This window comes from Billgrantia endophytica, assembly GCF_002879615.1.
In the GTDB taxonomy this organism is placed as follows: domain Bacteria; phylum Pseudomonadota; class Gammaproteobacteria; order Pseudomonadales; family Halomonadaceae; genus Halomonas; species Halomonas endophytica.
Genome location: NZ_PNRF01000047.1, coordinates 96,191 through 103,387, shown reverse-complemented (window position 1 = coordinate 103,387; position 7,197 = coordinate 96,191). Strand labels below are relative to the sequence as shown.

Here is a 7,197-nt window from a genome sequence, read left to right as displayed (position 1 = left end):
AGTAGCCGAGCATGATCGATGGCAGTCCGGTGATGAGCCAGGGGAAGAAGGCCATCAGCACACAGGCCAGCAGGATCAGGGCGACGAACGGCACCACCGCCTTGTAGAGATCGACGATCTCGACCCCCTTGGGTGACACCCCTTTCATGTAAAAAAGCGCGTAACCGAACGGTGGCGTGAGGAAGGAGGTCTGCAGCACGACCGCCACCATCACCACGAACCACAGCACGTCGATACCCATCTGGTTGATGATCGGCAGCATGATCGGGAAGCTCAGCAGCACGATACCGGTCCAGTCGAGGAACATTCCCAGCACGAACACCAGCGCGAACATGAAAATCAGGGCGCCAATCGTGCCGCCCGGCATGGCCATGACCAGATCGTTGATCACGGTCATGCCGCCGCCACGGGAGAAGACCCCGGTGAAGGCGGTGGCGCCGACCAGTACCAGCATCACCATGGTGGTGGTCTTGCTGGCGTCGATCATCGTGCGAAAGCAGGTGCCGATCCTGCGATCACCGAAGATCATGAACAGGAGGAAGGCGATCAGCACGCCGATGGCCGAGGCCTCGGTGGCGGTGGCGATGCCGGTGAACAGTGCGCCGAGCACGCCGAGAATCAGCGACATGGGCGGCAGCACGTACTTCACCAGCATCATCATCAGTTGGCCGGTAGAGTACTCGGCGCGCTCTTCGACCGCCACCGGCGGTCCGTAGGAGGGCTTGAGGTGGCAGATCACCAGGACGTAGAGCGCATACATGGCCCCCAGCAGCAGGCCCGGCACCAACGCGCCGGCAAACAGCGCGCCCACCGACACCGGCGAGTAGCTGGCCATCAGGATCAGCATGATACTTGGCGGAATCAGGATACCCAGGCAGCCGCTGGCCATGATCACCCCGGTGCTGAGCTCCTTGTTGTAGCCATACTTGAGCATCGGCACCAGCGCGATCATGCCCATCACGGCAATGGAGGCGCCGACGATGCCGGTGGTGGCGGCCAGCAGCACCGAGACGATGACCACGGTCAGTGCCAGGCCGCCGCGCAGTTGCGCCAGCAGCAGGCGCATCACCTCGAACATCTTCTCGGTGACCCCGGAATCATTGAGGAATCTCGCCATCAACACGAAGAGCGGAATGGCCACCAGCACATAGTTGTCCATGGCGTTGCCATAGATATTGTTGATGATGGTGCCGAGCACCCGCGGGCCGGGGCCGAGGTAGGCACCCATCACCGCGACGCCGCCGAGCACGAAGGCCAGCGGATGGCCCATGAACAGGCCGACCAGCAGGCCGCCGAACATGAACAGGGTAAGCAGTTCCGGACTCAGGCTCATGCTGGTTTCTCCTCACGCAGCACCTGGATGGCGCGGATGACGATGGCGATGGCCTGTAGCAGGAGGGTCACGGCAGCGACGACGATCACGCCCTTGATGGGTGCGACCGGGATCGACACCATCCCGTAGGTGGTCTCGCCGCGGGTGAAGGCGCGCATGAAGAAGCTCCAGCCGAAGGTCAGCAGCATCCAGATGAACGGCACGAAGAAGATCAGATAGGCGAGGATTTCGATGACGGCCTGCTTCTTGCGCGACAGCAGGCGCTTGAGCACGTCGACCTCGACGTGGGCGTGGTGGCGTAGCCCGTAGGCGGCCATCAGCATGAAATGGGCACCGAAGAGCATCTTGGTGATATCGAAGGCCCAATCGCTGGGACGGCCGACGAAGAAACGCAGTGCAATATCGTACAACACCACGAGGGTGATCACGGCAATCAGGGGGGCAATGAGACGGCCGAATCCCTCGTTGAGGGCATCAATTGCCTTGGCAATGGCATTCATGGTGGGAGCTCTCGAGAGTCTGGGAGACGGTGCAACGGGCCGATGTGATCAGCGGCGACACGAGGTCGCCGCTTGGTATGACAGGCAGGAAGCCCCCCGGCTGGCGGGAGGCTACCCTGTCGCTTACAGGCAGGCCTCGATTTCCTCCAGGGAAGGGAGGTTGTCCATGGTGCGGCTCATGTTGAACGGTGCGGAGATGTCACGCCAGGTCGCATAGTGCTCCAGATAGCTGACCATGGAGTGGTAGACCTTGGCGTGCATCGGGTCCTCGCAGGCGCCACGGATGATCACCTCGTTGGTGATGTCCTGGATGCGCTCGAGCTCCTCGTCGGAGAGCTGGTGAATCTCGACGCCAGCCGCGATGAAGTTCTCGGTGCCTTCGGTGGAGCCGCGCTCGGACCAGGCCAGCGACCAGGCCATGGTGGCGTCGGCGGCGATCTTCAGCTTTTCCTGGGTCTCTTCGGAGAGGGCGTCCCAGGCGTCCTTGTTGATCATTACGCCGAAGACACTGGCGGACTGGTGCCAGCCTGGCACTGACCAGTGCTCGACCACTTCGCCGAAGCCGGCGTTGTAGTCGACGCCCGGCGTGGAGAATTCGCCGGCGTCGATCACGCCACGCTCGATAGCCTGGTAAATCTCACCACCGGCCAGGTTGACCTGGGAGCCGCCCAGTTGCTCGAGGACTCGGCCCTGGTCACGGCCGGACAGGCGAAGACGCTTGCCGTCGAGGTCCTCCAGGCTCTCGATGGGCGTACGGCCCATGAAGCCGGACTCGTTGTTGGTGATACCGTAGGGCAGGTACACCATGTTGTACTCGCCATAGACTTCCTGGTAGAGATCCCAGCCGCCCCACTGCTGAATCCAGTTCAGATAGTCCACGCCATTGAACAGCATGGTGGTGGTGGCCAGCGGCGAGAAGGCTGGATTGCGTCCCGCCCAATAGCCGGGCCAGTCGCCGGCGGCCTCGATGCTGCCGGTTTCCGTGGCATCGAACACTTCAGTGACAGGCATCAGCGTGCCGCCGGCGCGGAACTCGATCTCGAGCTCGTCTCCGGCCAGCTTGTTGACCAGGTCGGCCCAGTGGCGATCAATCTCGACCAGATCCAGGTTGTCCGGCCAGGTGGAGGTCATGGTCCACCGCTCCTGGGCCTGGACAGAGGTGAAGGCGGCCAGGGCGATGCCGGCTGCCAGGCCTGTGAGGGCGAATTTGGTCATCTTTTTCATGTGATGCTCCGTTAGTCTTGTTGTGTAGCAAATTCGGTCAATCTTGCCGGTGGCGCATTATCATGGGGTACGACATGGCAGCAGGGCATGCCCCGGCGCGCGACTCGGCAGCAAGGGACAAGCTAGCACGGTGACGTTGTCATAATCGATAGCCGGCTCAACGGGTGTATCACCAGTGCCAGCGCGACTCGATTCCTTGCCCTGGATGAGGTAAAAATTCTTTTAAAATAAAGTGTTGCATGCTGTTTCGAGTGTTTCCCTTGTTGCCTTTCAACAGGAATATCAGTGTTGAATGGCAGGGGGCGTTAGACCAAAGACTGAATGAAGGAGGCGCAGTTGAGTCGTCCGAGAGTGCAAGCGCCACCAGGAAGGGTGGTCAATAACGGTGCCTGACGCTTCGGGGAGGCGCGTTTGAAGGAGTCATCCGTCGATCAATGTCTTGATTGGTCAGACCAAATGGCGAGCCTGGGCTGGCGATCGCTTGTCTGGGTGGTCGGCCAGCCTGCCGATACCAGGTGCAGGGCCATGGCGCTTTGGCGGCAGCGGGCCTGGCAGTCGCCTTGTTGGGTATCCCCCATGTGTCCCGATTCGCTGGAGCGGACCCGCTGGCTGTCGTCGGCCAAGGCACGCATTCGCCTGGGTGGTGAGCACGACCTGGTGGTGCTGGACGCTGTCTCCGAGGGAGCCGAGTTCGATCCCGACGTCTTCGGTGCGTTGAGCGGTACCCTGCGAGCCGGCGGTTTGCTGGTGTTACTGACCCCTCCCGACTGGAAGCGCCCCGCGGCGGCCAGCCCCTATCTGATGCGGCTGCACCGACGGCTTGAGGGTGCCGGGGGAGTCGTCCGCTGGCCGGTTGATTCGGGGCCGGCCTTTCCCGAATACCTGTTGACGGTGGCGGAGCGAACCCCGGCACCCAGCGAGGACCCGGACTGTCTGACCGCCGATCAGGCGGAAGCCGTCGCGCGCCTGGTCAAGCTGAAGCGGCGCCGCCCGCTGGTCTTGACCGCCGACCGGGGCCGCGGCAAGACGTCGGCGCTGGGGATCGCCTGTGCGCGGCTTCTGTTGGCCGGGGAGCGTCGGATTCTAGTGACAGCACCGCGCCCCGCCGCCGTGTCGGCATTGTTCGAGCGCCTTGAACGGCTCTGCCCGTCGGGCCGACGTCAGGACAACAGCTTCATCGAGGCGAATGGGGCGCGGGTCGACTTCATGGCCCCGGACGAACTGTCGACCTTGGTCGAGCGCGGGGAAGCGGGGGGGGCTGGCTGCCGACTGCTGGTAGACGAGGCGGCAGCCATTCCGGCTGCACTGCTGGGCCAGTGGCTCGAACGCTTTCCCCGCCTTGCATTCGCCACCACGGTTCATGGGTACGAAGGATCGGGGAGAGGCTTCGCCCTGCGCTTTCGGGAACGCCTGGAGCGCCAGGCGCCCGACTGGCGCGAGTTTCACTTGGCGATGCCCATACGCTGGGCGGAAGGCGATCCGCTGGAGAGGCTGGTCAACGACCTCTTGTTGCTGGATGCCGAGCCGCCGCCCGCTTCGGCCCCGGGGGGATTGGACATGTGGCGCTGGTGTCGCCACGCGTTGGCCGCCGAGGAAGAGCAGCTGCGCGCGGTTTTCGGTCTGCTGGTCCAGGCCCATTATCGTACCTCTCCCGCCGACTTGCGCCGGCTGCTCGATGAGCCAGGGCTGAGGGTGGCGACCCTGGCGTCACGGAAGCAGACCCAGGCCGTCATGCTCTGCGGGGAAGAGGGTGGCTTCGACGCGGGGCTGGCCGAGCAGGTCGCCAGGGGGGAGCGTCGTCCTCAGGGCCATCTCCTGGCTCAGTCGCTGGCGGCTCACGCCGGCTCCCGCGACGCCTTGATGGCGCGCCTGCGCCGGGTGCAGCGCATCGCCGTACATCCCGGACGTCGTCGCGAGGGACTGGGGCGACGACTGTTACAGGCGGAGCTGGTCGACGCCCGACGTGCAGGCGTCGACCTGGTTGGGGCCAGCTTCGGTGCCGAGCCGGGCTTGATCGCCTTCTGGCAGGCGCAGGGCTTCCGGGCGGTTCGGCTCGGGCTGTCCCGCGAGACCGCCACCGGAGAACATGCCGTCATGATGGTTGCTCCCGTCAGTGACCGAGGCGAAGCCCTGGCAGGCGAATTGACGGCGGGCTTTCAGCAACTGTTGCCGATGCTGCTGGCCTTCGAGCTGAATACCCTGGACCCGATGGTTGCCCTGGCACTGCTGGCCGAAGGGCCACGGCCGCCCCTGAATGACCTCGATCGTCGTGATATCGCCGACGTGGCGTTCGGTTTCCGTGAGCCGGCCCTGGCTCGCCCTGCGTTACGGGCATTGGTTCGCTGTGCGGCGGCCGAGGGGAAGCGGGATCGCGTGCTTTCCCTCATGCTGGCATGGGGATTTCAGGGGCGTGACATGGCCTGGCTGGCGTCACGGCTCGGCGTGTCCGGACGGCGTGAGGTCGTGGCTTGGCTGCGTCGAGAGGTGGCGGTTCTGCTCGAGGGTTACGACCTTCGGAGCTAGGCGGGCTTTCCCCGGCGTCATTGGCCCGGTAAGGTAGCTCGGTTATCCTCATGAAGACTCACCATGAACGCACATCTCGAGCAACTATCGCCGCAGCCGCTGTGGCGGCATTTCCGTACCCTGTGCAATACACCGAGACCCTCTGGCCATGAAGCCAGGCTGGTGGCCTTGATCGAGGCCTGGGCCGATGCTCAAGGCCTGGCCCATGACCGCGACGCATTCGGCAATCTGCGTATCCGCAAGCCCGCCTCGCCGGGTCATGAGCAGGCGCCGGGCGTGATCCTGCAGGGGCATCTGGACATGGTGGCCCAGGCCAACGCCGATCACCCCCACGACTTCACCCGCGATCCCATCGAGACCCATGTGAACGAGGGGTGGCTGCAGGCCCGTCAGACGACCCTGGGTGCCGACAACGGCCTGGGCGTGGCGGCTGCTCTGGCTGTGCTGGAAGACGAAGCCCTGGTGCATGGTCCACTGGAAGCGCTGTTCACCTTGGAGGAAGAGTCTTCCATGGGGGGAGCGCTGAACCTGGCGGAGGGCTGGCTGGAGGGGCAGGTACTGCTCAACCTGGACTCCGAGGATCGCGGCGAAGTCTTCATCGGCTGCGCGGGCGGTGCGGATATCGTGGTGGAGGCCCAGTTGCCTACCGCCGAGTTGAACGAGGACGAGGTGGCCCTGAGGCTGTCGTTGACAGGGCTGTCGGGCGGTCATTCCGGCATCGACATCCACCGGGGCCGCGGCAACGCCAATCGGCTGCTGGTTCGGGTCCTGCGCGCCCTGGAAGCCTTCGACGCTCGCCTGGCCGACTACCATGGCGGGACGCTGCGCAATGCACTGCCGCGGGAGGCGTTTGCCACCCTGGCGTTGCCGGCCGACGAAGCAGAGGCCGCGGGCGAGAAGGTCGCGGCGTTGCAGCAGGAGCTACGCGCCGAACTGGCCGGCGCCGATGAGGGGCTGACCCTGGCGCTGCATCCGCTGGTGTCGCCGCCGGCCCAGGCCCTCAATGCCCATGCCAGTCGTATGCTGGTGGCGGCGCTGCATGTCGCCCCCTATGGGGTGGAGCGCATGAGCCTGGACGTGCCCGGTGTGGTGGAAACCTCCAACAACCTGGGTGTGGTCAACCTGGCGGAAGGACGCTTCCATCTCTGTGCACTGGTCCGCTCGCTGCGTGACAGTGCCGCTGCCGATATCGCCGACCGTTTCCGGGGGCTCTTCGATCTGATTGGCGCTCGCACCCGGGTCGAGAATGCCTATCCGGGCTGGACGCCCGATCCCGACAGCGCCCTGCTGGCTCGCTTCCGGCAGTTGCACCAGCAGCAACTGGGCAGCGATCCGGCGGTGAAGGTGATTCATGCGGGGCTGGAGTGCGGGATCCTGGCTGGTAAATACCCGCACCTGGACATGATCTCCTTCGGTCCGTTGATCCGTGGTGCCCACTCGCCCAATGAGCGGGTCGAGCTGAACTCCGTGGAGGAGTTCTGGAAATTGCTGAAGGGGATGATAGAAAGCCTCGCCAACGAAAAGGCGGCCTGACGCAGGTCGTCTCGACGGCCCTCGACGTGACCACCGCCCGCTGAGAGCGGGCGGTGGTCGGCATCCGGCCACCAGACGACATGC

Annotated in this window: 5 protein-coding genes; 2 read left to right on the top strand and 3 right to left on the bottom strand. The window is 64.5% G+C overall.

Annotation, left to right across the window (positions count from 1 at the left end; translation table 11 throughout):
• The 3 genes from C1H69_RS22385 to dctP form a co-directional block, all read right to left on the bottom strand.
• The coding region (locus C1H69_RS22385) for a TRAP transporter large permease (protein ID WP_102651509.1) at nt 1–1,333 on the bottom strand (1,333 nt) is incomplete at its 3' end.
• Complete coding sequence (locus tag C1H69_RS22380) at nt 1,330–1,833, bottom strand: TRAP transporter small permease subunit (protein ID WP_102651510.1); 504 nt, start codon at nt 1,831–1,833, stop codon at nt 1,330–1,332. The genes C1H69_RS22385 and C1H69_RS22380, both read right to left, overlap by 4 nt.
• 123 nt (nt 1,834–1,956) lie before the next feature.
• Entirely contained in the window at nt 1,957–3,057 is a 1,101-nt protein-coding gene (gene dctP, locus C1H69_RS22375) for a TRAP transporter substrate-binding protein DctP (RefSeq protein ID WP_102655590.1), read from the bottom strand.
• Nucleotides 3,058–3,468: 411 nt separating this feature from the next.
• Between dctP and C1H69_RS22370 the strand changes: the two genes are divergently transcribed.
• Both C1H69_RS22370 and C1H69_RS22365 read left to right on the top strand, forming a co-directional pair.
• Entirely contained in the window at nt 3,469–5,580 is a 2,112-nt protein-coding gene (locus C1H69_RS22370) for a tRNA(Met) cytidine acetyltransferase TmcA (protein WP_479688543.1), read from the top strand.
• Nucleotides 5,581–5,643: 63 nt separating this feature from the next.
• On the top strand, nt 5,644–7,113 hold the full coding sequence (locus C1H69_RS22365; protein WP_102655588.1) for an aminoacyl-histidine dipeptidase: 1,470 nt from the start codon (nt 5,644–5,646) through the stop codon (nt 7,111–7,113).
• The last annotated feature ends 84 nt before the right edge of the window (nt 7,114–7,197 follow it).

Coding starts and splice junctions, on each gene's coding strand:
- C1H69_RS22380 (WP_102651510.1), bottom strand. CDS start 1,833: ATGAATGCCATTGCCAAGGCAATTGATGCCCTCAACGAGGGATTCGGC.
- dctP (WP_102655590.1), bottom strand. CDS start 3,057: ATGAAAAAGATGACCAAATTCGCCCTCACAGGCCTGGCAGCCGGCATC.
- C1H69_RS22365 (WP_102655588.1), top strand. CDS start 5,644: ATGAACGCACATCTCGAGCAACTATCGCCGCAGCCGCTGTGGCGGCAT.